Genomic DNA, 26,074 nt, shown 5'->3' with positions numbered 1-26,074 from the left:
TTTGATGATGCCATGCCATTGAATTATAGGGTGATGCTATGGCTTGGATACAAATTCACCATATAGTTTTGAAATACTAGACCTTCACCAAAACAGCACGTATAATCGGCACCACTTTGGCCCCTTAGCTCAGTTGGTTAGAGCAGGCGACTCATAATCGCTTGGTCACTGGTTCAAGTCCAGTAGGGGCCACCAAATTTTAGCTGTTAAATCAGTGCATTAAGCCACTTCATAGCAAGTGGCTTTTTTGTATCTGGAGCACCGGAAATAAACTACCTGCCAACAAACTCTCTCCCCACAAACTCTTCAATCAACCGCTCGCCTTCATGCCATTCGCCATATCCTGCATCAGTATTTAAATGCTCACCGCCTTTAACCAACATAAGTTGGCTACCCCATATTTTTGCAAGCTGATGAGCTTTTTCGGTGCCAAGGTGTGGATCATTATCGGTATAAATAAGCAAAGAAGGGCTTGGAAGCTTGTTATTGGGTAGCGGTCGCTGCTGTTGAATATCGAGTAGGGCAGAAGGGGAATCAACATCCGCAGGGGTAGCGAGGATCATCGCTTTTACTCGATGGTTGGGAAATTGGCTCGCCCATTGCGCCACACAAACAGCTCCGCAACTGTGTCCAATCAGTACCAATTCACCCTCTGTATTTTGAACCACCTCGTTTAGGCGCTCTATCCATTTATGGTTAGGGGCATTCCAGTCATCCTGAATGACGCGCACAGTATTATGGTATTTTCTTTCTATATAGGATTGCCAATGTTGAGAACCGGAATTGGTATATCCAGGAACAATTATAAAAGTGGTAGTCATCTTGCTTCTCAGGTTGTCTGGGAGAATTCAATCTTAATCGGTGTGAACTAAAGTTAGCTAGCAATTTATCGGCTAGCGTTAAATCAAAATGTTATTTAAGTAAGCCATTCGGAATAATACGAAATAGCTTCTGATGGTTTTGTTTTTAACGCATTTAATGCGTTGTTTATGAGTTTGTAATAAATAATTAAAAATAAAATCAATGTATTGCAGTTAATCCTATTTTAACTACACACTATGATTGTCACCTTGTAATGACTATTAAAGTCAAATTATCTAAGGTAGGATGAGTTCCAATTTAACTTATGGAAAGGTTGCTCATATGAAGGATAATACTTCACTAGATAATGAATTTTCGGGCTTTAATGCATTTCATCTGATTTCTTGGATTGCGGTGATTGGTGGGATTGCAGTGTATCTTATTGGGCTATGGCGCTCTGAGATGCAGTTAAATGAAAAAGGGTATTACTTTGCAATCTTATTACTGGGACTGTTTTCTTCAATTTCAGTCCAGAAAACAGTGCGAGATAAAATGGATAATATCCCAACGACCCAAGCGTATTACATTGCTTGTATGGTGGCGTTCTTTGCATCTATCGCCTTAATGGCTGTGGGGCTGTACAACGCGGAACTATTACCAAGTGAAAAAGGTTTTTACGGCATTGCTTTCTTTTTATGTATGTTTGGTTCTATCGCGGTGCAAAAGAATATTCGCGACCTACAAACCACTAAGCCAGCTGAGCAACCGAAGAAGTTTGAAGTGAAACAACCTGCCATCAATGAAGATAGTGAACCTAGCATGAAAGGCTAACCACTGTTTTAGCAAAGGCTCAATGAATGCATTTGAGCCTTTGTGTTTCTTTTTACCTAAAGAGCATTTGCCATTCTAATTTCCTACCTAGCTATTCTTATATACCAGTCAATCCATCCCTGAAATAATCACTATGGCATCATATTTGAGTGTGAAATAGTACCTTAATGAATCACTGATTAGACCAGAATATATTTTATCCACATTGAATAATTCTCATTATGTATAATAAATGAGACTGAGTTCTTATTTATTAGAAAAAATAGCGGATGGAGATAAATTAGAATTAACCATTTTCTTTTTGATACATATAAATTTGGATTGAAAATGCAAAAAACTATTACGCTAAATTGTGGTAATTGGATAATTGCTGATAATAATACGCGTCAAAGATGTAACGAATTGCAAAAAAGTAATGTCCGATATATGTGAAAGAAATGTTGTTAAGTATGAATCAATGACACATTATTTGTAACTCATTGATTTTTAACATATCAAAATAATCGTAATATGAGTAAATGTGTCAAAAAATAACTGCCTATTGAACCTCTTGTTTTCGATAGGTGATGGCGACTTTACAGCTTTTAAGTGTAATTATAGTATTTGTGTGAACCAAAGCTCAAAAGGCAAAAAGATTTAATTACCGTATTCATAAATATATCGTGGTTTTACCTAAGTATATTTAACTATATTTCGTATCTGAAATTTAAGCTTCTATTGTAATTAATAATTAATTACAGGACTTCTTATTATCTTTTTTCTTTAAATTACGACTTAATCGAGGATTCACCTAATGAAATTAAATAAAACTCTTATGGCTATCGCAGCAACGACATTAATTGGTTTTGGTGCGAACGCAGCGCCAGTTAACCACGGTAATGGTAAAGTCACTTTCACTGGTAGCATCATCACTGCACCTTGTTCTATTGACCCATCTTCTATTGACCAAACTGTAGATTTAGGCCAAATCGCTGATGTGGTATTAAAAAATGGTGGTACTTCAGACGGTCAATCTTCACCAGTTATGTTCGATATTAAATTAATTGACTGTACTGTAGAAACAGGTGATTCCGTGAATATTACATTTTCAGGTGCGGCCGCTACAAATGACCCTAAATCACTATTAGCTATTACAGGTACTGCTGCAGGTGCGGGTATCCAGATCGTAGATAGCAATAATGACCCAATCGTATTAAATGAAGTCACTAAATCTGAGCACAAACTGCAAGGCACAACTAACACCCTGCAATTTGCTGCATACGTGAAAGGTTTAGGTAGCCAAGGTAAACCAGAAGCTCCAGTTGATATCGTTGCGGGTGAATTCCAAGCGGTAACTGATTTCGTATTGTCGTATAACTAATTTAATGCATTAGTTATTAACGGTAAGCTGAAGTAATGAGACCAATCATTACTTCAGCTTAGAAAATTTATTAAAATTTAAGGACATCGTAATGAAAAAAGTTAATAATAAAATTATGTGTTCTGTGTTTTTAAATGTTAATAAAAAATAAATTCATGAAAAAACTCATTACGGTATCTTTATTACTGCTGAATCCATTAATTGCTCTCTCTGAAGAAGCAGTGGACTTCAATATTAATATATTGAACGCAGAAGATAGAGAAAATATTAATTTGGCAGTTTTTTCACAAGATCTTTATATTGTTCCTGGCATTTACCCCTTTAAACTAAGTATAAATAACGCATATATACCTGAGCAGAAAATAACCGTTGTGAGTTATGAAGAAAAATCGCAAGCGTGTTTAACGGATGAAATTGTCGAGAAATTTGACTTAAATTCGGAAGCTGAAAGTGTATTACAGTGGAATACAATTGATGGCTTAGAGTGTTTAGATATTGCTAGCCTAGAAGGAATGTCAGTAACACCTAATTTATCGACCGGAACATTAATTATTAATATTCCGAAAAGCTATCAGGAATATTCCGCCAACGACTGGGAATCAGCATCTCGTTGGGAAGATGGCATTAAAGGTATTATTTTTGACTATAATCTGACCTCACAATATAACCGTAGTTTAGGTGATAACAAATCGAACAATACTTTTTTCCTTTCAGGATTAGGGGCCGTCGGCGCTAACTTTGATAGCTGGCGTTTACGAGGTTTTTGGCAAGGTTCATATAACCATGCGCAGAATAGTCGAGTTGATGATGCTCACGAGATTAAATGGACCAATATTTATGCTTATCGAGCTATTCGCAGCTTAAAATCGAAATTAACCCTCGGTGAGGATTTTCTGCAAACAGATTTGTTTGATAGCTTCAAGTTTATTGGGGTTTCATTACGTTCTGACGACAATATGTTGCCACCAAGCTTACGTTCATATGCGCCAGAGGTAACGGGTTTTGCAGAAACGAACGCGGTAGTCAAAATTAGCCAAGATGGACGCGTTATTTACGAAAGTTTAGTTCCTGCGGGTCCATTTAGAATTCAAAATTTAAATAGCGGTATTTCAGGGACTTTACAAGTCAGAGTTGAAGAGAGCGACGGGCGCGTTTCGGAGTTTGAAGTTGAAGCTGGAAATATTCCTTTTTTATCTCGTCCAGGTTCTGTGCGCTATAAAGTGAGTGCGGGTAGACCAACAGATATGGATCGTCATGTCATGGGGGATGCTTTCACGCAAAGCGAGGTTTCATGGGGTATTAGCAATGGTTGGTCAGTTTTTGGTGGTGCGCTAAATAGTAGTCGATTTAACTCTTTTGCTGCTGGTGTTGGACGTGATTTATTTCGATTTGGTGCAATTTCGTTCTCATTCAATCATTCAATCGCCGCACTGACAGATGGGCCGACCTTAAAAGGCAAAGCATTTAAAGTCGATTATTATAAAAGTTTCGAAGGAAGTAATAGTCAAATTCAATTATCCGCTTACCGTTTTATGGATCGTGAATTTATGACGATGAGTGATTTCCTCACTTATAATGACCAAAAAGATATTATGTATGCAGGACACAATAAAGGCTCTTATTCTGCATCACTAAGTAAAAACTTTACTGATTGGCGTTCATCCGTAAATTTAAATTACACGCACCAAACCTATTGGAACCGCCCAAATAGTTATCGCTATAACATGACGTTCTCGAAGTATTTTGATACTAGCAAGTTTCATAATATCGGTCTGTCTATCAATATGTTTAATAGCAAAATGCAGGGTTATCAAGATAATGGAGTTTATGTCAGCCTTTCAGTTCCATTAGCATCAGGAACTTATGTCAATTATTCAACGTATAACGGTAAGAATGATAATACGAATAAAGTGACAATGAATGAGCGTCTTGAAAATAAAGATAACCTTTCACTTTCTGTCGGTAATAATCGACATAGCGGAATATTTAGTAGTTATTATAGCCATAAAGGTAATATGAATGACTTTAATACCAGCTATAACTATATAAGTAATAACTCAATGTCATTATCTGCGAATGTTCAAGGCGGCATGACATTGACGGGGTACGGAATAGGCATGCACCCTGTCACATCAACAGGGGGAACACGAGTTTTTGTTGATACAAATGGCGTTAAAGATGTACCAGTAAAATATAATGGTACACATTTACGCTCAAGTGGTTCTGGAAAAGTCGTTGTTCCTGATATTAATAGCTACTATAAGACAGACGTTGTTGTTGATATTAATAAATTACCTAAGAATGTTGAGATTGCGGATTCCGTAACACAAACCACACTCACTGAAGGTGCAATAGGTTATCGTAGTTTTGATGTTATTTCTGGGATCAAAATGATGGTGACGTTGAGACTACAAGATGGAAATTACCCACCATTTGCTGCGGATATTAAAAATAATGCAGGCAAGACAACAGGTATTGTGGGTGACCAAGGTGAAGCTTACATCGGTGGAATAAAGCCGGGTGAGACAATGACAGTATCATGGCAAGGTTCTGAATGTACGATTACATTCCCACAAAATATCGAAGAGCATAATATTTACGACAAACTGCTCTTACCATGTAATTAATTAATAATAATCTTAAAAGAAGGCTAATGTTTATGATGAAAAAATTATCCGTATTATTACTTAGCTGCTTCGTGACTGCGAATGCTTATTCTGCAATTTCAATGGATAGAACGCGTATTATTTATAATGGCGATAGCAATTCTGTTTCATTAACGGTAAGTAATAAAAATAACCAACTGCCTTATTTGGCACAGGGTTGGTTTCAAGATGTGAAAGGCGAAAAACTAACCTCTTATTTTACGATTTTGCCACCAATCCAAAGAATTAATGCAGGACAAACAAGCCAATTACGTATTGAAGCTTTACCAGACATAGTGAAATTACCTCAAGATAGAGAAAGTTTATTTTTCTTTAATTTAAGAGAAATTCCACCTACAAGTAAAAAATCTAACGTACTGCAAATTGCATTACAAACACGCGTGAAGTTGTTCTATCGTCCAGCTTCTTTAGCGGTTGATTCCACTCAAATGAAAAATGCACCGTGGCAGAATAAATTAGTGTTAGTCAAAAAAGATGGCGCTATTTATGCCAAAAACCCAACGGCTTACTACGTGGTATTAAACAACATTAGAAAAAGTGCTAACGCAGAGAAAGCAAAAAGCTTTGTTGCTGTAGACGTTGCTCCATTTGCTGAGCAAAAACTGTCAATTACTGCAGATCAATTAGGTTCATCGCCAGTGATTAACTATATCAATGACTACGGCGGTCAGGTTGATGTTCCGTTTGTCTGTTCTGCAACAGAGTGTCACGCGCAAGCGGCTAACTAATTCCATAAGCAAATGAGAGAAATGGATAAATCGAATGTTTAAATTTAAGAACCTGTTTTGTCTTAGTTTACTGTTTTTTTTATCTGTGACTGCATTTGCGGATGGGAAGTTTGTGACGGTCAGAGTGAATGTTTTGTCTGGCGGATGTGTGTTGAATGATAACGAAGATATCTATGTAGATTTTGGCGATGACATCGTTATTGGGCAAATTGAGTCAGGTAAATACACAGAAGCAATTCCTTATAGTTTAAGTTGTGATTCGCGATTTGATGAGCTGTACCTCGCTTTTGAAGGGGATAAGGGCGAAGATTTAAATAGCTTGAAAGTCGCGGATACACCAGGTTTGAATATCAAGTTATATATTGGTGATCAACCGATGAATATTGGTTCTCGATATGAGATTGATAATATTCAGTCCTTACCCTCTTTAACCGCAAAACTGGCACTGGCTAATGGGATAAGACCTGTTGGAGGTGAGTTTTCTACTGCTGCAACACTAACTGTAGGATATCATTAAGGTATTATCTTATGAAAAAGCTCTTATTATCATTCGTTTTATTTCTGGCATACACAAGTACGGCACAGGCTGTCAAAGTGAGCTTTAGAGGAAATTTGATAGAGGGAACGCCATGTGTCATCAATAATAATCGCCCGATTGAGGTGGATTTTGGTGATGACTTGGTGGTTTCGTTAGTGCCGACCAAAGATGGTACAAAATATATAGAAGATATCGATTTTGAATGGGAATGTGACAACATCTCTTCAGGAACGGATGTGGTTTTTAGTTTTGAAGGCAAAAAATCTTACTTTGATAATGATTTATTAGCAATTAATGAGCAAAGAGACATTGCACTGCAAATTTATCATGATTCAAAAACATTAAGAGTGAACGATACGTTTGTATACACCTATGAATCTGACTATAGAACACCTGATTTGAAGGCGGCATTAGTGAAAAGTAGCTCAAGTTCAGCCTCTGTCGAGCCGGGGGAGTTTACTGCCAGTGCGACATTAACGGTTGCTTATCCATGAAGATAATCTTCTTTACTCTATTACTTTATTTCTCTGGGAATGCGTTCGCGGATGAGGTGAATTTTTCTGGAGTATTGAGACACGCCATTCCTTGTATAGTCAATGGTGGCGAGGAGCTTGTGGTGCCATTTCATGAGGTCAATGATAAAGACCTTTATCGTCAAAGAGATATCTCCGAAGTCTTTGAAATTACACTCTCTGAGTGTGAGTTTTTGCCTGATTTTTCATTTTCGATGTCGTTTACGGGGAGTAGTAACCCGAAAATTAAAGGTTCGTTGCGAATTGATGGTGACCCCGGTGATTTGGGCTATGCCATCGTATTGAGTAGCGATAATGGCAATGTGGATATTAATAGCCAATACCCTATTGTTGGAATGAACGGTAATAAATTCCCTAGCGTAATCCCGCTTAAAGCCTCCATTTTGGGGGAAGAAGACGCAATCAAAAATAAAAGTATTAAACTCGGGGATTTTAGCGCTACCACCACTTTTAATATCTATTACGAATAACTCGGTTGTTAAGGATATTATGAAAAAACTTATTCTTATCTGTTTACTGGCTATATCGCCTTTTCAATTTGCGCGTGCTGAATTTGCGGCGCAAGGGGAGCTTGTTACTGACCATGGCGCATGGATGGACACACGATATATTTTACGCGGGGACTTACAACACGATAATCGCCCGATGGCTGTGCAAACGACAGGCAGTTGTCCTTGTGATATAGAGTTAGGATCTTGGGGTACCTATGCAGATGGTGGGTATGGTGCGGGTAACTCACACATTGTTAACTTTGATACTCACTCAGTTAGATTAAGAGAGCGAAGTTCGTGGGACGAAAGCCCCGTTACGTTCAGTGAAGTGGCTAGAGCATTAGAAAAAGATAACGTTTTAAATAGGCAAATTCCGGGACGTTGGCAGTTTTATCCGAGAAGGCCTGGAGTTGGATATTGCTTCAATCTAGGTATTTTGTATCGACAAAAAATGCAGCGTGAGCAAACCGCAGATAACCCAATAATTCTCTGTTCACCGTTAGACCCTGCTATTACTAACTGTGATATTGAAGGTCCAGACTATATCGACCACGGCACATTATCCAATAGCTCGATGAATGGTCATACTGTGAGAGAAAACTTTACGATCAGCTGCACAAATCCAACGGATGTTAAAATTTCTGCTGTCGCAGGACTAGATAACGATAATTTTATTTTTATGGCGGATGGGCTAGAGTCTGAAATTAAAGTCAATGGCGCACCATCAACCGTACTTTCGGTAGAGTCGTTTGTAAAACAAACTTTTGATGTTTCCAGCACATTAAGAAAAACCAAAGATCTCGCTCCGGATGAGTATTCAGGTATTTTCCTGTTATCGGTTGAGCTTCCTTAGTATTCAAGCATAAAAGACAATGGCAGGGTTTTGGTCAATATATCGAGACTGAAACCCTGCCATTTTTTGATCTGAACTCAGGTTATTTATACGTAGAAGCGCGAGAATAGTGTCTCAATCACCAGAGGGCATTCGAGTGAAAAACGGCATACAGTTACGTATTAAAGGAAAGGTTCAAGGGGTTGGATTCCGACCTTATGTCTGGCAGCTCGCCCATCAATGTGCCTTGAACGGCGACGTCTGTAATGATGGAGAAGGTGTACTGGTGCGCCTATTAGAGACTGCGGATATTCCTTTATTTACCCAACTTTTATACCAACATTGCCCACCGCTTGCACATATTGAGTCTATTCAATCCCTGCCTTTTCAATGGGATGAGTTACCCGAAAAATTCACGATTCGCCACAGTGGCGCAGGACGCATGGATACTCAAGTTATCCCCGATGCTGCAACTTGCAAAGCCTGCCGCGACGAACTGTTTGACCCTGCGAATCGTCGCTATCATTATCCGTTTGCAAACTGCACCCATTGCGGCCCCCGTTTTACGATTATTCGTCAAATGCCCTATGACCGACCCAATACTTCAATGGCGGCATTTCCTTTATGCCCGGAATGTCAGCAAGAATATGAAAACCCAGCAGACAGACGTTTTCATGCACAGCCAAATGCTTGTGCAACCTGTGGTCCTGAAATCCAGCAGTGTGACAATAATGGCAAGGTTCTGGCGGTTCACCATCAAGCCTTAGAACAAACGGCAAATGATTTATTGAATGGCAAAATTGCTGCCATTAAAGGTCTTGGCGGTTTTCATCTTGCTTGTGATGCCACTAATTTCCATGCAGTTGAACAATTGCGTCAACGCAAACACCGTCCCAGCAAACCTCTGGCGGTAATGATCCCATCCCTAGACTGGCTAAAAGACCAAGGCGTCGAGGTCACAGAAAGTCTACGTGCGTTACTTGAAAGTGCGGCCGCACCGATTGTGCTTATTCAGGCATGGGAAAATAGTGTCTTAAGTGAAAATATAGCTCCACATCTACGAGAAGTCGGGGTGATGCTGCCTTCCAACCCACTGCAGCATTTACTGATGGCACAAGTGAATAAGCCATTAGTGATGACTTCTGGGAATGCATCGGGCAAACCTCCGGTACTCGCGGAGCAAGCGGCTTTCACGGATTTAGCGAATATCGCAGATATTTGGCTGATGCATAATCGCGATATTGTTCAACGGGCGGATGACTCTTTAGTGCGTTACCATGCCGGAAAAGCAGAAATGTTACGCCGAGCCCGAGGTTATGTGCCAGATGCCATTGACCTTCCGGCGGGCTTTGAAAACTCACCGTCTATTTTGGCGCTAGGTGCGGATTTAAAAAATACCTTTTGTTTGCTTAGAGATAAAAGTGCGGTAATGAGCCAGCATTTAGGTGATTTAGACGATATCGATATTTACCAACAATATCAGCAATCTATTGCGCTGTTTGAGTCGATTTATCGATTTAAGCCTGAATATTTAGTCGGGGATATGCATCCCAATTATGTGAGCCACCGTTACGGTAATTCGTTAAGTGAGCAGCTGAATATCCCGATGATCCACGTTCAGCATCATCATGCCCATATTGCGGCGGTGATGGTGGAGCATGGTATCCCGTTAGGTAATGAAAAAGTGATTGGTTTGGCACTGGATGGTCTCGGTTTCGGTGATGATAACCGGCTGTGGGGCGGTGAGTGCTTACTTGTCGATTATGCCTCTAATCAACACCTTGGTGGATTACCGCCTGTTGCTATGCCGGGTGGGGATTTAGCATCTCGCCAACCATGGCGTAATTTATTGGCTCACCTAGAAAAATTTGTGCCTGATTGGCAAGCGAAGCCCATTGCTTCGGCGCTCGCTCCTTTTGCTTACCCACTATTACAAAAAGCGATTGCTAAAAAGCTGAACTGCCCAACCGCTTCGTCGGCCGGACGATTATTTGATGCTGTCGCAGCTGCGTTAGGGATCTGCCCTGCGCAAACCAGTTGGGAAGGTGAGGGCGCTTGTCAGTTAGAAGCGTTAGCATTGCAAAGCTCAGTTCAGCAGCATCCTGTCACAATGCCAGTGGTGGGTAATCAATTGGATCTAACCACTTTCTGGCATGAATGGCTGGCTTATAATGCACCGAGAGCCGAACGAGCCCATGCTTTTCATCAAGCCTTGGCGCAAGGATTTGCAGATTTAGCGCTACAACAAGCGAAGCGGTATGGCATTCAACAAGTGGTGTTATCTGGTGGTGTTCTGCACAACCAATTATTGCGCCTTTTGCTAATAGAGAATCTACAGCCTCTTGAGGTATTGCATGCTCGTCAATTACCGATGGGGGATGGTGGACTTGCATTGGGGCAAGTTGCGATCGCTGCCGCAATATTGAAGAAAAATAACTGAGAATAATAGTCAGGCTTTATTTGTTTTCATTAGATATATATTAATGAATAAATTTAGCTTTATTTATTTTTGATATTCATTCGTATTTAATATAATTGATATTAATTCTTATTTGTTTTTACTAAAGTGGATATTATTGAAATAAGGCGTTACTCGAAATTCGATTAATTATACCTGCCTATAAGACCTTACTAGTGATTTTTATTTTAACATCATGATATAACAACGTTTTGTTATCTTTTTTTAACATTTCAACTCCCATTTTTTTAAACAAATTGAAAACAGCATGAAAAGTTAAATAATCTTTTAACTCATCGCTGAATCGATTTTTCTATCATAAATTTAAAAAAGACCAAATTTCTTATTGGCTCTTGATGAAGATCAAGTGATTAAAAAGCGGTAGGACTAGGATCTCATTTATATTTACACATCAGGTAATTCTAATAAGGCCTCAGCTTATTAGGTGTAATTGGTAAAGCGACTTTGAATACAAACAATACCTAAATTCCTATGCATATTTCTAATATGTGGCGGATTTTATTTATTTTTTGAATGCAAAATCGTAAAGAAAAATAGCCTAATAAATAGGCTCTAAGCCACTCATAATAGGAAATAGAAATGGCAGGAGATAACTCTATTCTTTCTCCCCATGGCATTAATCGCCGTGACTTTATGAAGTTGTGTACAGCGCTTGCTGCGACAATGGGGTTAAGTGGAAAAGCCGCCGCTCAAATGGCTGATGCGGTGAGTGATCCAGAACGTCCACCCGTCATTTGGATTGGTGCTCAAGAGTGTACAGGATGCACAGAATCGTTGCTGTGTGCGACTCACCCAACCCTCGAAAATTTAATTCTCGATACCATTTCTCTCGAATATCACGAAGTTCTCTCTGCGGCTTTTGGTGAGCAGGTTGAAGAGAACAAGCACAATGCTATTGAAAAATATAAAGGTAAATATGTTTTAGTGGTCGATGGTTCGATTCCACTGAAAGATGATGGCATCTACTGCATGGTGGCCGGAAAACCTATCGTTGAGCATATCCGTATGGCTGCTGAAGGTGCGGCTGCGATTATTGCTATCGGATCTTGCGCTTCTTGGGGCGGGGTTGCGGCAGCTGGGGATAACCCTACCGGCGCGGTTGGCTTAAATGAAGTTATCAAAGATAAAACCGTTATCAACATTCCGGGTTGCCCGCCAAACCCACATAACTTCTTAGCAACAGTTGCCCACCTGATCACCTATAACCGTCCACCAGCATTGGATAGCAAAAATCGTCCAATGTTCGCGTACGGTCGATTAATTCATGAACACTGTGAACGCCGTCCACACTTTGATGCGGGGCGCTTCGCAAAAGAGTTCGGTGATGCTGGTCACCGTGAAGGTTGGTGTTTATACCATTTAGGCTGTAAAGGGCCAGAAACTTACGGTAACTGTTCAACCTTGCAATTTTGCGACGTTGGCGGCGTGTGGCCAGTGGCTATCGGGCATCCATGCTACGGCTGTAACGAAGAAAATGTGGGCTTCCACAAAGGTATCCACCAATTAGCGAATGTGGAAAACCAAACACCACGTTCCGAAAAACCGGATTTGAATAACAAAGAAGGTGGACAAGTTTCTGCAACTGCCGTGGGCTTAATCGGTGGTGTAGTCGGTCTGGTGGCGGGTGTCAGTGTGATGGCTGTACGTGAGTTAGGGCGTCAAAAGCGTCAAAATGATACCAACTCACGGGGAGAATAACCGTGGATAGACGAAATTTCCTTAAGCTCTCAGCAGGGGGAGCGCTGCTTGCAAGCACCACTTCGCCGAGCTTGGCGGGAGCGGAAAATAGGCCGCCAATTCCGAATGCGTTGGGTATGTTGTATGACTCGACACTCTGTGTCGGTTGTCAGGCGTGCGTCACCAAGTGTCAGGATATTAACCATCCTGAGCGCAATCCTGTTGGGCCTCAAACATGGTCAAATAATGACAAACTGACGCCATACACCAACAACGTGATTCAAGTTTGGAGCGATGGTTCAGGCTTGCATAAAGATCAGGAAAAAGACGGTTACGCCTACATTAAAAAACAGTGTATGCATTGTGTTGATCCTAACTGCGTCTCTGTTTGCCCTGTTTCTGCGCTCACCAAAGATCCGAAAACAGGCATCGTGCATTACGACCCAGATATCTGTACGGGTTGCCGTTATTGCATGGTGGGTTGTCCATTCAACATTCCTAAATATGCTTATGACGACAAATTTGGTGCCATCCATAAATGTGAACTGTGTAACCAAAAAGGCGTAGAACGCTTAGATAAAGGCGGTTTACCGGGTTGTGTTGAAGTGTGCCCAACTGGTGCGGTGATTTTTGGTACCCGTGAAGAGCTTCTCGCCGAGGCGAAAAAACGTTTATCGCTGAAAGTGGGCGAAGAGTACGGCTTCCCTCGCCAAACCGTCCATCACAATGACCCGAACGTGATGCCAGCACCAAAATACCAGCAACATATTTACGGTGAATTGGAAGGCGGTGGTACTCAGGTCATGGTGCTTTCTGGCGTGCCATATCAAAATCTGGGACTGCCAGAGTTAGACGAACTGGCAACTGGTGCACGTTCTGAGAATGTTCAGCACACCTTGTATAAAGGCATGGTTCTGCCTCTCGCGGCATTAGCGGGACTGAGTTTCTTAGTGTATCGCAATACCAAGAATCATGATTCTCATGACGACAAGTCTCATGGCAATAAAACGCATGACGACCAAAATCATGACGACCAAAATCATAAGGACAAGGGGGACGACTCTAATGGCAACGCATGATAAAGAGCAGCCGCTAGGTGGGCGTTTAGTCAGTTGGCCAGTGATTGTCTTCGGACCGTTTGTCATCCTGTGCCTGATTTTGATTGTAAAACGTTTAGTCTTTGGGCTGGGTTCAGTTTCTGATCTGAACGGTGGATACCCATGGGGGATCTGGATTGCCTTCGACTTACTGATTGGTACTGGTTTTGCCTGTGGTGGATGGGCGTTAGCGTGGGCAGTGTATGTCTTTAACCGCGGTGAATATCATCCGTTAGTGCGTCCTGCACTGCTGGCAAGTCTGTTTGGTTACTCTCTCGGTGGTTTGTCTATCACTATCGACGTGGGTCGCTACTGGAACCTGCCTTACTTCTATATTCCAGGGTACTTTAATACTAACTCCGTGCTGTTTGAAACCGCGGTGTGTATGACTATCTACATCGGTGTGATGGCGCTGGAGTTTGCCCCTGCAATTTGTGAACGCTTTAATTGGAAAGTGTCATTAAAACGCCTGAATAAAGTGATGTTTTTCATCATCGCATTGGGTGCGTTACTGCCAATGATGCACCAATCTTCCATGGGGTCACTGATGATTGCCGCAGGGCATAAGGTTCATCCGATTTGGCAAAGCTATGAAATGTTGCCGCTATTATCGCTACTGACCGCCTTCATTATGGGTTTCTCCATTGTGATTTTTGAAGGCTCTTTATTGCAGTCAGCGTTAAAAGGGCAAGGGGCTGATGAACGACCTCTGTTTGTTAAGTTAACCAATATCCTTCAAGTGTTCTTAGTGCTGTTTTTGGTTTGCCGTTTCGGTGAGTTGATTTACCGCGGCAAGATGCACTATGTGATGGCGATGGATTTCTACGCCATGATGTTCTGGATTGAGACTGCATTAATGGTGATCCCGCTGATTATCTTCCGTATGCCATCCCTGCGTACTGACTCAAGATGGTTATATATCAGTGGATTAAGCATGTTACTGGGCTCTGCGCTATGGCGTATGAGCTACTCACTGATCGCCTTCAATCCTGGCGGTGGATATGACTATTTCCCAACCGCAGAAGAGATATTAATTTCCATCGGTTTTGTGGCCATCGAGGTGTGCGCATACATCTTGTTAGTTCGCCTATTACCGATTATTCCAGCAATAAAAAAATCTAATTCAAGTCCTTCTCAGGCCCGAGGTAAAGCATGAGCCAACGTATAACTATCGACCCGGTAACTCGTATCGAAGGTCACTTACGCATTGATTGCGAAATCGAAGATGGAAAAGTCACTAAAGCGTGGGCATCCGGCACCATGTGGCGTGGTATGGAAGAGATCGTAAAAGGGAAAGATGCCCGCGATGCATGGATGATCATGCAGCGTATTTGTGGGGTATGTACCACGGTTCACGGGATCATTTCTGTGCGTACTATTGAAAGCGCACTAAATCTTGAAGTGCCTGTTAACGCGCAATATATCCGTAATATGATTTTGGCGGCGCACACTATCCAAGACCATATTGTGCACTTCTATCAATTATCTGCATTGGACTGGGTAGACATTACATCTGCATTAAAAGCTGATCCAACCAAAGCGGCGAATATGCTTAAAGGGGTCTCAACATGGTCGCTAAACAGCCCTGAAGAGTTCACCCGCGTTCAAAACAAAATTAAAGATCTAGTTGCCAGTGGTCAGTTAGGTATTTTTGCCAACGGCTATTGGGGTCACCCAGCGATGAAATTGTCGCCTGAAGTGAACTTAATTGCGGTGGCTCACTACCTGCAAGCGCTGGAATGCCAGCGTGATGCTAACCGCATCGTGGCACTGCTGGGCGGTAAAACACCGCATATTCAAAACTTAGCGGTGGGCGGTGTTGCTAACCCAATCAACCTTGATGGTCTTGGGGTGCTTAACCTTGAGCGCTTAATGTACGTGAAATCCTTTATTGACCGTTTAGGGGATTTTATCGAGCAAGTATACAAAATCGACGCAGCAGTGATTGCATCGGGTTATCCTGAATGGTTAGAAATGGGTAAAGGTGCCAAACATTATATGTGCGTGCCTGAAATGCCAATGGACAACAAAAATGGCAGCTTCTTGCTACCGGGTGGTTATCTGGAAAATGGGGATTTCAGTACTTATCGCCCAATCACTAGCCACACTGACGAATACCTGATTAACGGTATTAAAGAGAGCAGCAAGCACGCTTGGTACAAAGATAATGAGCCGCAAGCCCCTTGGGAAGGTACCACTATTCCTGACTACACTGGCTGGGAAGATGACGGTAAATACTCTTGGGTTAAAGCGCCAACTTTCTATGATAAAACCGTGGAAGTGGGCCCATTAGCTGACTTGCTGTGCAAACTGGCAGCGAAACATGAACCAACTGAAAAACACTTTAATGATGTCGTCGGTTTATATCAAACCTTAACAGGCAACACGATCACCAAAGACCAACTCGAATCAACATTAGGTCGTATTATCGGTCGTACTGTTCGTTGCTGCGTATTAAACGAAACCCTGTCGATTCAATGGCAAGCACTGGTAGATAACATTGGTAAAGGCGATCACACCACTTTTATCAAGCCAAACTTCCCACAAGATACGGTGATTAAAGGGGTTGGTTTTGGTGAAGTGCCTCGCGGTCTGTTATCCCACTGGGTTGTCGTAAAAGACGGTAAAATCGAAAACTATCAAGCCGTTGTTCCATCCACATGGAACTCAGGCCCACGTAATTTCAATGATGAGCCGGGCCCTTATGAGCAAGCGTTAGTCGGAACTACGGTGGCAGACCCATCTAAACCATTGGAAGTCGTCAGAACGATCCACTCCTTCGACCCATGCATGTCTTGTGCCGTGCATATTGTCGATACAGAAGGCTCCGAAGTGACCAAGGTGAAGGTGCTGTAATGCGTATATTAGTCTTAGGTGTTGGTAATATTTTGCTGAGTGATGAAGGCATCGGTGTGCGCATTGTTGAAGCACTCGAAGAACGTTATCACTTACCAGAATGTGTTGAGGTATTGGATGGTGGAACGGCTGGTATGGAGCTGATTGGCGCCATGGCGGATCGCGACCATCTGATTATTGCGGATGTGGTGCTGTCGAGTCAGCAGCCTGGCAGCATTTTAGTTCTGCGCGATGCCGAAGTACCCGCGCTGTTTACCCGTAAAATCTCACCCCATCAGTTAGGGCTTTCCGATGTGTTATCGGCGCTGCACCTAACCGATGAGTTTCCAAAGCGTCTGACACTGGTGGGGATTGTGCCTGAATCGTTAGAACCGAAGATCGGTTTAACGGCGACGGGGCAAGCTGCATTAGAGCCTGCACTGCAGAAAGTGATCGAAGTGCTACGCAGTGAAGGGTTAGAGATTATCGCAAAAGAAGAGTGTCTCCATGCCTAATGAATCCATGCCAAAAGAAATCCAAGGTTACTCTCAAAATCCGCAGCCGTTAGTTCAGGCTGCTTTTGAACGAGTTGCTCAGCAATCGATGCATGATTTGTCCTTCTTGCATCCGACGATGGGCATCTATGCCAGTGCATTTTCGTTATTTGAAAATCAATGGGTAGGGGCGGTTATCACCCCTTGGATGTTGAGTGCGATCATCCTGCCGGGTCCTGACCAATATTGGGAGCATCGTGTTGTTGGGGAGAAACTCGGTTTGATTCTCCCTTATGGCGAAATGACTTACACCGTTGGGGAACTGGAAGGACTAACTCAATATTTGGCGTGTTCATTAATGTCGCCATTAGACAGAAAGCTAACTGCAACGCAGGGTGAACATCTGGCTGATGACTGCGCGCGGATGTTGCTTTCTTTGCCTGTGACGGATCCCAATGTCCCTAAATCACCGGAACGTCGCGCTGTGTTCGCTCGTTATCTGGGAGACCAATAATGCATGAAGTCTCTTTATGCCAAAGTGCTGTTGAGATCATTGAACAGCAAGTAAGACAGCATCAGGTGAAAAAGGTGACCGGCGTTTGGTTGGAAATTGGCGCGCTCTCTTGTATTGAAGAGAGCGCCCTTCGTTTTTGTTTTGATATCGCGTGCCGCGGAACTGTGGCACACGGTAGTCAATTGCATATCCTGTATCGTCCTGCTCAAGCATGGTGTTGGGATTGTAGTGAAAGTGTTGATGTTCACACTCACGACGCCGCTTGTCCTAAATGTCACGGTTTTAATCTTAAAGTTGAGAACGGTGACAGCCTGCGAATCAAAGAATTAGAAATCGAATAGATTTTTGATCTAAGAACCTTTTGTGTGATTTAGAGCGAAAATTGTGAATTGACCTTGCGGTGAATCAACCTATTTTTCTGATGTTGCACTAAGCTAACTTCATCACTCACTTATGGAGTAATCATTATGTGTAGTACTTGTGGCTGTGCTTCGGGAGAGCGCAGAATTGAAGGTGATGAGCACCAACATCACCATGGAAGTGACCACCACCATGGACATGACCACCCTCATTCTCATGACCATGATCATCACCACGATCAACATTCTCATGGGCATGACCATCATGACCACGATCATCATCACCATGACCACAGTCATGCAGCAGAACATAGTGGTAAAACGGTGATTATTCATCACCATTATTACCACCAAGGTGATGTGAACCACTACTATCAATCTGAGCCCGAAACCTGTGGCGTGAAGATTGAAAAACATAAGCATAAACATAAGCACGAGCATCCGCATTCCCATGATCATGCTCATGACCATAGCCATGAAGCGGAATCCACTTTTGCCCCCGCAGGTGACCACCATGATCTCGATTATGGACAAGGTGAAGCGGGAACTCATGCACCGGGTATCAGCCAAAAACGCATGTTACAAATTGAGATGGATGTTCTTGATAAAAACAACCATCTAGCCGAGCATAACCGCGAAGATTTTGCGGCAAAAAATATTTTGGCATTGAACCTCGTTTCAAGCCCTGGCTCCGGTAAAACTACCTTACTGACTGAAACCTTGTTGCGTCTGCGTGACAAATTGAACTGCGCGGTGATTGAAGGGGATCAGCAGACCACCAATGATGCTCAGCGTATTCGTGAAACGGGTGTACCTGCCATTCAGGTTAATACCGGTAAAGGCTGCCACTTAGATGCGCAAATGGTGCATGATGCGGTTGACCGTTTAGGTTTAGATGAGAACAGCCTGCTATTCATTGAAAACGTTGGGAACTTAGTCTGTCCGGCGAGTTTTGATCTGGGGGAACGTCATAAAGTTGCGGTGCTGTCTGTCACTGAAGGTGAAGACAAGCCCTTGAAATACCCGCATATGTTTGCGGCGTCTGACATTATGATCCTCAATAAAATCGACTTGCTGCCGTACCTGCATTTTGATGTCGAAGCATGCATTGCCAATGCAAAACGGGTGAATCCGAATATCCAAGTGATCAAAGTCTCTGCCACTAGCGGTGAAGGGATGGATGCTTGGTTAGCATGGCTGGAGACTCAGCTATGTGCTTAGGAATACCGGGTAAAATCGTTGCGGTGGGCGAAGATGTCCACCAATTGGCGCAAGTTGATGTTTGTGGCGTAAAACGCGACGTGAACATTGGGCTAATTTGTGAAGGTGACACGGCGGATCTGCTAGGCCAATGGGTCTTGGTACACGTTGGCTTTGCAATGAGTGTGATTAACGAAGAAGAGGCTCAAGCCACCCTTGATGCGCTAACGGCGATGAGCCAGTTAGACCATGAAGTGGGGGACTTTACAGGGCTAAATTCGGGAGCAACAGATGCAGTACGTCGATGAGTTTCGCGACCCAGCCTTGGCAAAAGCCTTATTGGCGCATATCCGCAAGCGTATTGCGGATATCCCAAGAGCCAAGCAGCGCCCATTGCAGTTAATGGAAGTGTGCGGTGGTCACACCCACGCTATCTTTAAGTTTGGTATCGACCAGCTTCTTCCTCCTGAAATTGAATTTGTGCACGGACCAGGCTGCCCTGTCTGTGTACTGCCGATGGGACGAATTGATGGCTGCATTGAAATTGCTGAACGTCCTGAAGTGATTTTCTGCACTTATGGCGATGCGATGCGTGTGCCGGGTAAAAATGGCTCTTTGCTGGATGCGAAACGCCGCGGGGCGGATGTGCGGATCGTTTATTCACCTTTAGACGCGTTAAATCTTGCCCAGCAAAACCCTGAACGTGAAGTGGTGTTTTTCGGTTTGGGGTTTGAAACCACCATGCCGAGTACCGCACTGACACTACAACAAGCGCGTTTACGCCAAGTGAAAAACTTTTCGGTATTTTGCCAACATATCACTATTATCCCAACCCTTCGTAGCCTGCTTGAACAGCCTGATGTGCGAATTGATGGCTTCCTTGCGCCGGGTCACGTCAGTATGGTGATTGGCGCCCATCCTTATCAATTTATTACCCAAGAATTCCATAAACCTCTGGTAGTTACAGGGTTTGAACCCCTCGATATTTTGCAATCTCTTGCCATGCTGGTGGATCAAATTGCGGATGATCGCTGTGAGGTAGAAAACCAATATAAGCGCATTGTGGCGGATGAAGGCAACTTGTTGGCACTGAAAGCCTTGGATGACGTGTTTGAACTGAAAGCCACCAGTGAGTGGCGCGGATTAGGCGAAATTGCGGGTTCAGGAGTGCAGTTAACTCTTGATTACCAAACCTTTGATGCGGAGCTGCGTTTTAATATCCAGCCTCATCAAGTGTCGGATGACCCTCAAGCACGTTGTGGTGATGTGCTTACGGGGCGCTGTAAACCAAATGAATGCCCGCTGTTTGGGCAACGTTGTACACCACAAACGGCATTTGGCGCGTTGATGGTCTCTTCTGAAGGAGCCTGCGCCGCGTATTACCAATATCGTCGGGAGGCGTAAAATGAGCTCGGATTCTAAAAATGTGGTTACTATGGCTCATGGTAGCGGTGGCCTAGCCATGCAGCAGCTGATTGAACAGCTGTTTTTACAGGCTTTTGCTAACCAAGCTCTCGATGAACGTGAAGACCAAGCGCGCCTTTCTCTGGCAGAAATGACCGCATTAGGTGACCGTTTAGCATTCAGTACCGATAGCTATGTTATTGACCCTATTTTTTTCCCCGGTGGCAATATTGGGAAACTGGCAGTTTGCGGTACGGTGAATGACGTCGCGGTTAGCGGTGCTGTTCCCAAATACCTCTCTTGTGGTTTTATCCTTGAAGAAGGTTTGCCACTGTCAGATTTGCAAACCATTGTGGAATCCATGGCGGTAACCGCTAAAGCGGCGGGAGTGCAGATCGTGACAGGGGATACCAAGGTTGTACAGCGTGGCGCGGCGGATAAAGTGTTTATCAATACTGCGGGCATTGGTGTGATCCCAACCGAAATTCATTGGGGCGCTCAGCAAATTCAAGCGGGAGATAAAGTGATTGTCAGTGGAACACTGGGCGATCATGGTGCGACCATTTTAAACTTGCGTGAACAGCTCGGCTTAGAAGGGCAACTCAGCAGCGATTGTGCGGTTTTAACTCCGATTATTGAGCCACTACGTGATATTGACGGTGTTCGTGCACTCCGTGATGCCACTCGTGGTGGTGTGAATGCCATTTTGCATGAGTTTGCGCAGGCCAGTGGCTGCGGTATTTCCATCAACGAAGGGGATTTACCCGTTTCTTCCGCCGTTCGTGGAGTGTGCGAATTATTAGGCTTAGAACCTCTTAATTTTGCCAACGAAGGCAAATTAGTGATTGTGGTGAAACCTGAAGCTGAACAGCAAGTTTTAGCCGCATTACATCAACATCCATTAGGCGTTAATGCCAAAACCATTGGTTGTGTGACAGAGAATAAACAGGTGAAGCTGGTGGGTATTTTTGGCGCTTCCCGACTGTTAGATTTGCCACATAGCGAGCCATTACCTCGAATTTGTTAGTTATTTGTACCCTAATAAACGGTACCTGAAAACGGTACCGAAATGAAAAAATCACCGATTAGAGGGATATATGATTAAAAAATTAGCGGTTGCCATGTGTTTAATGGGATTAACCCTGCAAGCACAAGCGGCTGAGCCCGCATCATCGACACACACTTTACGACTTGCCATTGGCGCAGAACCCACAGAAGGTTTTGACCCAATGTTGGGTTGGAGCCACGGTAGTTACTTGCTCCTGCATAGCCCGCTCTTAAAGCAAAAAGCGGATCTTTCTTGGCACAGTTATATGCTCGAAAGCTACACGCATAATGCAGATGGTAAAGAGTGGATACTGACCTTGAAAAAGGATCTGAAATTCTCGGATGGCTCACCGTTAACGGCAAAGGATGTGGTCTTCAGCTACAACAATGCGGCGGCGAGCGGCGGTAAAGTGGATATGGGTAACTTCGCGAAAGCAGAAGAAATCGACCCGCTGACCGTGAAAATCACGTTATCCTCCCCGCAAAGTACGTTTATCAATGTGTTGGGATCGTTAGGGATTGTCTCTGCGGATAAGTACGATGCAAAAACTTACGCGCATAAGCCGATTGGGGCTGGTCCATACCGTTTAGTGGCTTTCCAACCGGGTCAACAACTGATTGTTGAGCAAAACCCATACTATGCCGGCCCTAAAAATGATTACGGCAAAATGGTGTTTGTGTTCCTTGATGAAGATGCCGCATTTGCTGCTGCACAGAGCGCTCAGCTTGAGGTTGTACGTATTCCTCCCGCCGTGGCAAGCAATGCCAATAATGTCCCTAACATGAAGCTGATTGAGCGTTACAGCGTGGAAAACCGTGGGATCTCATTCCCTATTCCACCTGCTGGCGAAAAAGATGCTCAGGGCAACCCAATTGGTAACGATATCACCTCCGATGTAGCTATTCGTAAAGCCATTAACTATGCATTAGATCGCAAGCTGTTGGCGGAATCTGTTCTTGAAGGTTTTGCTGTCCCTGCTTATACCGGTGTCGCTGGGTTACCTTGGAATAACCCTAAGTCGTCATTCAAAGATGGAGATTTAGACAAAGCGAAAGCCATTTTGGAAGAGGCTGGCTGGAAACTGAATAAAGACGGTTTGAGAGAGAAAAATGGCAAAGTAGCGAAACTCACTCTGTGGTACGCCAGTGGGGACACAACTCGTCGCGATTTAGCTCAAGCGATCCGCTCAAGCTTAAAACCGCTCGGTATTGAAATGGATTTGAAATCAGGCAGTTGGGAAACGGTTGAATTGCATATGCATGCCAATCCGACATTGTTTGGTTGGGGCAGCCTCGACCCAATGGAGTTAGTCCATAACTACAGTAGCAAAGCCGCTGGTGTCGGCTTCTACAATGCGGGTTACTATAAAAACCCAGCGGTGGATGAAATTATCGAAGAAGCGCTACGCCAACCTGACCAAGATGCCGCTATCCCGCTATGGCAGCAAGTGGACTGGAATGGCAAAGTAGGCGTTGGTATCCAAGGGGATGCAGCATGGGCATGGTTGATGAATGTTCAGCATATTTACTTATCAAATCAATGCGTTGATTTAGGTAAAAGTGCCCCTGAAATTCACGGCTCTTGGTCTGTGTTAAATAACGTCGATGAATGGAAGTGGACTTGTAAGTAATGCGAACAACCTTTGGGCTTTTATTGCGATTTATCTGCTTATTAACGGTAACCGCGCTGGGGATTTTTATCCTGCTAAGTTACTCGCCGATTGATCCGATCAAAGCCTATATTGGTAACGACTTGATGCATGTGCCCCCGGAGCAATACCCGCTGATTGCGGCGCGTTGGGGGCTTGATCAACCGCTCTGGATGCAGTTCTGGCGCTGGTTTTCACAAATGCTTCAAGGGGATTTGGGGTATTCGATGCTATACAATACCCCTGTTTTACAAGTGATTTCTGACCGTATTGTTCCTTCACTCGCATTGCTCGGCAGTGCGTGGGTATTTTCCGGTGTGGTCGGGTTTGGGCTTGGATTAGTCGCAGGGCGCTACTTAAACCGCTGGCCTGACAAAATCATTTCGGCATTTTGTTATTTACTCGCTTCAATTCCCGTCTTTTGGATAGGTTTATTGCTGCTTTCCTTGTTTGCGGTTTCCCTAAAATGGGCGCCAATTTGCTGTGCATGGCCGATTGGCCTCGATGAACAGACCGCCACATTTTCACAAAAAATTCAGCATTTAATTTTACCCGTCATTGCCCTTGGCATGTTGGGCGTGGGCACCATTGCCTTACATACCCGCGCAAAAGTGGCTGAAGTGATGAACAGCGAGTTTATTCATTATGCACAAGCGCAAGGGGATAAAGGCTGGTCAATGATGGGCTTCCATGTGCTTAAACACGCTATCACACCTGCGATTTGCTTGCAGTTTGCCTCTGTTGGCGAGCTTTTTAGTGGTGCATTATTAGCAGAGAAAGTGTTTGCGTACCCAGGGTTAGGACAAGCCACTATTGATGCGGGCTTACGTGGAGATGTACCATTGTTAATGGGGATTGTGATGCTCTGCGCCGTACTGATTTTCTTCAGTAATACGATGGCAGATTTGCTATTAAAACGGGTGAATAAGGGAGTGATAAGAGAATCATGACCTATAATCCGAATCGCGCTCTGATCAAACTACTCCTTTCATTAAGTTGCCTGATTTTATTAGGTAGCTACGCCTTTTGGCTGCTCTCTTCTGATATTGAAATGAGCTTGCTCGATAGGCGACAAGCGCCGTCATTGTTGCATTTATTTGGAACAGACAATTTAGGGCGCGATTTATTTGAACGTACATTTCAAGGGCTGGCCACCAGTTTACAAATTGGTTTAACCGCTTCGATCACCAGTGGCATTATCGCCTTGGTGATGGCGGGGTTATCTTCGCTCAATAAAAGCATGGATTATGTGGTGCGCGGCATTATTGACGCGTTACTCGCTCTACCACATTTACTGTTATTGGTACTGATTTGCTTTACGCTAGGCGGCGGGAAAATGGGGGTGATTTGGGCGGTGGCATTAACCCATTGGCCTAAATTAACGCTGATTCTACGTTCTGAACTGCTGCGGGTTCAGCAAACGGATTACATCATGCTATCCCATCGTATTGGCAACAGCGCATTTGAGCGTTTACGCTACCATTATTTACCGATGCTGCTTCCTCAATGGATGGTCGGAACATTATTGATGTTTCCGCATTCCGTGTTACACAGCGCGGCATTAAGTTTCCTAGGGTTTGGGCTCGCACCCCATGAGCCATCGCTGGGTATTTTGCTTTCTGAAGCGTTACGTTATTTGAGTACAGGTGCGTGGTGGATGGTGGTTTTCCCCGGTGCGGCATTGATGGGGTTAGTCCTGCTATTTGACCAATTTGCGAAATCGGCTCAACAATTGTGGTTAAGGGGAGCAACATGCTGAAATTTGAAAATCTGACCATTGATGTGGCGCAATATCGTTGGTTGGGTAAAAAGCAATGGTCTCCATTACTGCAAGATATTTCGCTAGATATTCAACCTGGTGAAATGGTGGCGCTGATTGGCGGTAGTGGTGAAGGTAAAAGCTTATTGCTACAAAGCGCATTAGGATTATTGCCAGACAATATGCGCTGTAAAGGGAATATCGAACTGAATGGTCAAGCCCTGACAGAGAAAACCAAATCCCAGTATCGCGGGAATTCGTTGTGTTACGTGCCTCAAGGTGTGAGCGCGTTAAATCCATTAATTCAGATTGGCCCTCAGCTAGAACGCGCCGCGGTACTTAGCGGGAAGCATATAAAAATGCACGATGTCGCACGACACCTACAAGAGTACAGTTTGCAATCGAGCCTTGTGAATCACTACCCAAGCCAGCTATCAGGGGGAATGGCTAAAAGGGTACTGGCGAGCAGCGCCACGCTTTCTCGCGCGGAATATATTCTCGCTGATGAGATCTCTTCATGGCTGGATGATGAGCATGCGATGCAATTGCTCGATAATATTAAATCCCTGTGTCGCGATGGTCGCGGTGTGTTATGGGTAACCCATGACCTTTCTATGGCAGTGCGTTTCGCCGATCGCGTGGCACTACTGCGTAATGGTGCGCTTGAAGAAGTACTGAGTAGCCAAAAACTCAAACAAGGTGGTGGTGGGCAATGGATCCAATCGCTATGGAATGCCTTGCCTGAACATCAATTTATGATGTTGGATGAGTGGAGGTAGC

25 protein-coding genes and 1 tRNA gene are annotated in these 26,074 nt (G+C 43.7%); 25 read left to right on the top strand and 1 reads right to left on the bottom strand.

Translation table 11 applies throughout. The annotated features are described in order from the left end of the window. The first annotated feature begins 118 nt into the window (after window positions 1-118). Window positions 119-195: transfer RNA gene (locus H0913_RS15365), tRNA-Ile, on the top strand. Window positions 196-272: 77 nt separating this feature from the next. Here H0913_RS15365 and H0913_RS15360 read toward each other — a convergent pair. Then, window positions 273-821 carry an RBBP9/YdeN family alpha/beta hydrolase gene (locus H0913_RS15360; protein WP_181477552.1) on the bottom strand — a complete coding sequence of 183 codons (549 nt, stop codon included), beginning with the start codon at window positions 819-821 and terminating at the stop codon, window positions 273-275. Window positions 822-1,143: 322 nt separating this feature from the next. Here H0913_RS15360 and yiaA point away from each other — a divergent pair, with 322 nt between their 5' ends. From yiaA to H0913_RS15240, 24 genes are all read left to right on the top strand, one after another. Next, window positions 1,144-1,632 (top strand): inner membrane protein YiaA, encoded by a 489-nt coding sequence (yiaA, locus tag H0913_RS15355; RefSeq protein ID WP_154603416.1) that lies wholly within the window; start codon window positions 1,144-1,146, stop codon window positions 1,630-1,632. Window positions 1,633-2,425: 793 nt separating this feature from the next. Then, window positions 2,426-2,992 carry a fimbrial protein gene (locus tag H0913_RS15350; protein ID WP_036956196.1) on the top strand — a complete coding sequence of 189 codons (567 nt, stop codon included), beginning with the start codon at window positions 2,426-2,428 and terminating at the stop codon, window positions 2,990-2,992. A gap of 155 nt (window positions 2,993-3,147) precedes the next feature. After that, the gene (locus H0913_RS15345; protein WP_181477551.1) at window positions 3,148-5,619 is read left to right on the top strand and encodes a fimbria/pilus outer membrane usher protein; all 2,472 of its coding nucleotides are present in this window, start codon (window positions 3,148-3,150) and stop codon (window positions 5,617-5,619) included. A 32-nt stretch (window positions 5,620-5,651) separates the two neighbouring features. Continuing rightward, a complete protein-coding gene (locus H0913_RS15340; protein WP_420720231.1) occupies window positions 5,652-6,386 on the top strand; it encodes a fimbria/pilus periplasmic chaperone in 735 nt (244 codons plus the stop codon). 34 nt (window positions 6,387-6,420) lie between these two features. After that, entirely contained in the window at window positions 6,421-6,903 is a 483-nt protein-coding gene (locus H0913_RS15335) for a fimbrial protein (protein ID WP_154603413.1), read from the top strand. Window positions 6,904-6,914: 11 nt separating this feature from the next. Continuing rightward, on the top strand, window positions 6,915-7,418 hold the full coding sequence (locus H0913_RS15330) for a fimbrial protein (RefSeq protein WP_154603412.1): 504 nt from the start codon (window positions 6,915-6,917) through the stop codon (window positions 7,416-7,418). Next, a complete protein-coding gene (locus tag H0913_RS15325) occupies window positions 7,415-7,927 on the top strand; it encodes a fimbrial protein (RefSeq protein ID WP_154603411.1) in 513 nt (170 codons plus the stop codon). The genes H0913_RS15330 and H0913_RS15325 overlap by 4 nt, the downstream gene beginning before the upstream one ends. Before the next feature lie 19 nt (window positions 7,928-7,946). Beyond that, on the top strand, window positions 7,947-8,801 hold the full coding sequence (locus H0913_RS15320; RefSeq protein ID WP_181477549.1) for a hypothetical protein: 855 nt from the start codon (window positions 7,947-7,949) through the stop codon (window positions 8,799-8,801). 136 nt (window positions 8,802-8,937) lie between these two features. Then, the gene (hypF, locus tag H0913_RS15315; protein WP_181477548.1) at window positions 8,938-11,220 is read left to right on the top strand and encodes a carbamoyltransferase HypF; all 2,283 of its coding nucleotides are present in this window, start codon (window positions 8,938-8,940) and stop codon (window positions 11,218-11,220) included. 618 nt (window positions 11,221-11,838) lie between these two features. Beyond that, entirely contained in the window at window positions 11,839-12,957 is a 1,119-nt protein-coding gene (hybO, locus tag H0913_RS15310) for a hydrogenase 2 small subunit (RefSeq protein ID WP_036956217.1), read from the top strand. 2 nt (window positions 12,958-12,959) lie between these two features. Next, window positions 12,960-14,015 carry a hydrogenase 2 operon protein HybA gene (hybA, locus tag H0913_RS15305; RefSeq protein ID WP_181477547.1) on the top strand — a complete coding sequence of 352 codons (1,056 nt, stop codon included), beginning with the start codon at window positions 12,960-12,962 and terminating at the stop codon, window positions 14,013-14,015. Continuing rightward, window positions 14,002-15,189, top strand: coding sequence for a Ni/Fe-hydrogenase cytochrome b subunit (gene hybB / locus H0913_RS15300; protein WP_036956223.1), 1,188 nt, complete (start codon window positions 14,002-14,004; stop codon window positions 15,187-15,189). The genes hybA and hybB overlap by 14 nt, the downstream gene beginning before the upstream one ends. Further along, window positions 15,186-16,889: a hydrogenase 2 large subunit gene (hybC, locus tag H0913_RS15295; RefSeq protein ID WP_108478454.1), complete on the top strand. Its 1,704-nt coding sequence runs from the start codon at window positions 15,186-15,188 to the stop codon at window positions 16,887-16,889. Before hybB ends, hybC begins: the two co-directional genes overlap by 4 nt. Then, on the top strand, window positions 16,889-17,383 hold the full coding sequence (locus tag H0913_RS15290) for a HyaD/HybD family hydrogenase maturation endopeptidase (protein ID WP_154603409.1): 495 nt from the start codon (window positions 16,889-16,891) through the stop codon (window positions 17,381-17,383). The genes hybC and H0913_RS15290 overlap by 1 nt, the downstream gene beginning before the upstream one ends. Window positions 17,384-17,390: 7 nt before the next feature. Beyond that, window positions 17,391-17,876 carry a hydrogenase-2 assembly chaperone gene (gene hybE / locus H0913_RS15285; protein WP_108478511.1) on the top strand — a complete coding sequence of 162 codons (486 nt, stop codon included), beginning with the start codon at window positions 17,391-17,393 and terminating at the stop codon, window positions 17,874-17,876. Continuing rightward, complete coding sequence (gene hypA, locus H0913_RS15280; protein ID WP_154603408.1) at window positions 17,876-18,217, top strand: hydrogenase maturation nickel metallochaperone HypA; 342 nt, start codon at window positions 17,876-17,878, stop codon at window positions 18,215-18,217. The genes hybE and hypA overlap by 1 nt, the downstream gene beginning before the upstream one ends. Window positions 18,218-18,343: 126 nt before the next feature. Beyond that, entirely contained in the window at window positions 18,344-19,456 is a 1,113-nt protein-coding gene (gene hypB, locus H0913_RS15275; protein WP_181477546.1) for a hydrogenase nickel incorporation protein HypB, read from the top strand. Next, window positions 19,447-19,743, top strand: coding sequence for a hydrogenase maturation factor HybG (gene hybG / locus H0913_RS15270; RefSeq protein WP_036956233.1), 297 nt, complete (start codon window positions 19,447-19,449; stop codon window positions 19,741-19,743). Before hypB ends, hybG begins: the two co-directional genes overlap by 10 nt. Then, complete coding sequence (hypD, locus tag H0913_RS15265) at window positions 19,727-20,839, top strand: hydrogenase formation protein HypD (RefSeq protein ID WP_181477545.1); 1,113 nt, start codon at window positions 19,727-19,729, stop codon at window positions 20,837-20,839. Before hybG ends, hypD begins: the two co-directional genes overlap by 17 nt. 1 nt (window position 20,840) lies before the next feature. Further along, the gene (hypE, locus tag H0913_RS15260) at window positions 20,841-21,866 is read left to right on the top strand and encodes a hydrogenase expression/formation protein HypE (RefSeq protein WP_154603406.1); all 1,026 of its coding nucleotides are present in this window, start codon (window positions 20,841-20,843) and stop codon (window positions 21,864-21,866) included. A 70-nt stretch (window positions 21,867-21,936) separates the two neighbouring features. Further along, entirely contained in the window at window positions 21,937-23,517 is a 1,581-nt protein-coding gene (locus H0913_RS15255) for an ABC transporter substrate-binding protein (RefSeq protein ID WP_154603405.1), read from the top strand. Then, entirely contained in the window at window positions 23,517-24,485 is a 969-nt protein-coding gene (locus H0913_RS15250; RefSeq protein ID WP_154603404.1) for an ABC transporter permease, read from the top strand. The genes H0913_RS15255 and H0913_RS15250 overlap by 1 nt, the downstream gene beginning before the upstream one ends. Continuing rightward, window positions 24,482-25,294 (top strand): ABC transporter permease, encoded by an 813-nt coding sequence (locus H0913_RS15245; protein ID WP_154627700.1) that lies wholly within the window; start codon window positions 24,482-24,484, stop codon window positions 25,292-25,294. Before H0913_RS15250 ends, H0913_RS15245 begins: the two co-directional genes overlap by 4 nt. Further along, window positions 25,288-26,073, top strand: a complete 786-nt coding sequence (locus H0913_RS15240; protein WP_181477544.1) for an ATP-binding cassette domain-containing protein — start codon at window positions 25,288-25,290, stop codon at window positions 26,071-26,073. Before H0913_RS15245 ends, H0913_RS15240 begins: the two co-directional genes overlap by 7 nt. Window position 26,074: the final 1 nt, after the last annotated feature.

The sequence above is a fragment of the Providencia rettgeri genome, from assembly GCF_013702265.1.
Taxonomy (GTDB): Bacteria; Pseudomonadota; Gammaproteobacteria; order Enterobacterales; family Enterobacteriaceae; genus Providencia; species Providencia zhijiangensis.
This window is presented reverse-complemented; position numbering and strand designations above follow the sequence as displayed.

Coding starts and splice junctions, on each gene's coding strand:
- H0913_RS15360 (WP_181477552.1), bottom strand. CDS start 821: ATGACTACCACTTTTATAATTGTTCCTGGATATACCAATTCCGGTTCT.
- yiaA (WP_154603416.1), top strand. CDS start 1,144: ATGAAGGATAATACTTCACTAGATAATGAATTTTCGGGCTTTAATGCA.
- H0913_RS15350 (WP_036956196.1), top strand. CDS start 2,426: ATGAAATTAAATAAAACTCTTATGGCTATCGCAGCAACGACATTAATT.
- H0913_RS15345 (WP_181477551.1), top strand. CDS start 3,148: ATGAAAAAACTCATTACGGTATCTTTATTACTGCTGAATCCATTAATT.
- H0913_RS15340 (WP_420720231.1), top strand. CDS start 5,652: ATGATGAAAAAATTATCCGTATTATTACTTAGCTGCTTCGTGACTGCG.
- H0913_RS15335 (WP_154603413.1), top strand. CDS start 6,421: ATGTTTAAATTTAAGAACCTGTTTTGTCTTAGTTTACTGTTTTTTTTA.
- H0913_RS15330 (WP_154603412.1), top strand. CDS start 6,915: ATGAAAAAGCTCTTATTATCATTCGTTTTATTTCTGGCATACACAAGT.
- H0913_RS15325 (WP_154603411.1), top strand. CDS start 7,415: ATGAAGATAATCTTCTTTACTCTATTACTTTATTTCTCTGGGAATGCG.
- H0913_RS15320 (WP_181477549.1), top strand. CDS start 7,947: ATGAAAAAACTTATTCTTATCTGTTTACTGGCTATATCGCCTTTTCAA.
- hybO (WP_036956217.1), top strand. CDS start 11,839: ATGGCAGGAGATAACTCTATTCTTTCTCCCCATGGCATTAATCGCCGT.
- hybB (WP_036956223.1), top strand. CDS start 14,002: ATGGCAACGCATGATAAAGAGCAGCCGCTAGGTGGGCGTTTAGTCAGT.
- hybC (WP_108478454.1), top strand. CDS start 15,186: ATGAGCCAACGTATAACTATCGACCCGGTAACTCGTATCGAAGGTCAC.
- H0913_RS15290 (WP_154603409.1), top strand. CDS start 16,889: ATGCGTATATTAGTCTTAGGTGTTGGTAATATTTTGCTGAGTGATGAA.
- hybE (WP_108478511.1), top strand. CDS start 17,391: ATGCCAAAAGAAATCCAAGGTTACTCTCAAAATCCGCAGCCGTTAGTT.
- hypA (WP_154603408.1), top strand. CDS start 17,876: ATGCATGAAGTCTCTTTATGCCAAAGTGCTGTTGAGATCATTGAACAG.
- hypB (WP_181477546.1), top strand. CDS start 18,344: ATGTGTAGTACTTGTGGCTGTGCTTCGGGAGAGCGCAGAATTGAAGGT.
- hybG (WP_036956233.1), top strand. CDS start 19,447: ATGTGCTTAGGAATACCGGGTAAAATCGTTGCGGTGGGCGAAGATGTC.
- hypD (WP_181477545.1), top strand. CDS start 19,727: ATGCAGTACGTCGATGAGTTTCGCGACCCAGCCTTGGCAAAAGCCTTA.
- hypE (WP_154603406.1), top strand. CDS start 20,841: ATGAGCTCGGATTCTAAAAATGTGGTTACTATGGCTCATGGTAGCGGT.
- H0913_RS15255 (WP_154603405.1), top strand. CDS start 21,937: ATGATTAAAAAATTAGCGGTTGCCATGTGTTTAATGGGATTAACCCTG.
- H0913_RS15250 (WP_154603404.1), top strand. CDS start 23,517: ATGCGAACAACCTTTGGGCTTTTATTGCGATTTATCTGCTTATTAACG.
- H0913_RS15245 (WP_154627700.1), top strand. CDS start 24,482: ATGACCTATAATCCGAATCGCGCTCTGATCAAACTACTCCTTTCATTA.
- H0913_RS15240 (WP_181477544.1), top strand. CDS start 25,288: ATGCTGAAATTTGAAAATCTGACCATTGATGTGGCGCAATATCGTTGG.